The sequence below is a fragment of the Oleiphilus sp. HI0043 genome (assembly GCF_001634935.1).
On record NZ_LWEY01000010.1, the window covers coordinates 1 to 681 of the forward strand.

The window sequence follows — 681 nt, forward strand, 5'->3', positions numbered from 1 at the left end:
GACGATAAAAGTCGTAACTACACGCTTGAAGAATATTGTGAAGATATTGTCGATACTCTCAAGCAAACCTTGGACGACCATAATATTCCTCACCCAACGATTGTCACGGAATCTGGGCGAGCAACTGTCGCTTACTCTTCAATTCTGCTGTTCAATATTCTAGATACCAATATTTTTGAACCAATCAGTCTGCCCGAACCATCGCCTGAGGAGCATCAACTACTCACAAAGATTCGTGAGATAAAAGACTACCTATCGCCACGGCGAGTACAGGAGTGTTATAACGATGCGCATTTTTATCGTGATGAAGTGCGTGCTTTATTCAAGCGTGGGCAGCTCTCATTAAGAGAGCGATCAATCGCAGAAAACTTATTTCTCGATGTTCTTCATTGTATCGCAGACCTGTTAGATACAATGGATAAAACGCCACCAGACCTGGAAGACCTTAAGCTATCGTTGGCAGATATCTACTATGGAAACTTTAGCCTATTTCAATCGCTGCCAGACATATGGGCGATTGATCAACTGTTTCCGATTATGCCAATTCACAGGCTGCATGAGACGCCAACACGTCAGGCAGTGCTGGCGGATATAACCTGTGACTGCGATGGAAAAATTGATAAATTTATCAACGAATTCGGCACAGCAAAAACACTCCCATTACACCCGATTAAAGAAGGT

General features: G+C 43.2%; 1 pseudogene. It reads left to right on the forward strand.

Annotation, left to right across the window (positions count from 1 at the left end):
- A pseudogene (locus A3729_RS00695) lies at positions 1 to 681 on the forward strand (arginine decarboxylase); the annotation flags it as partial.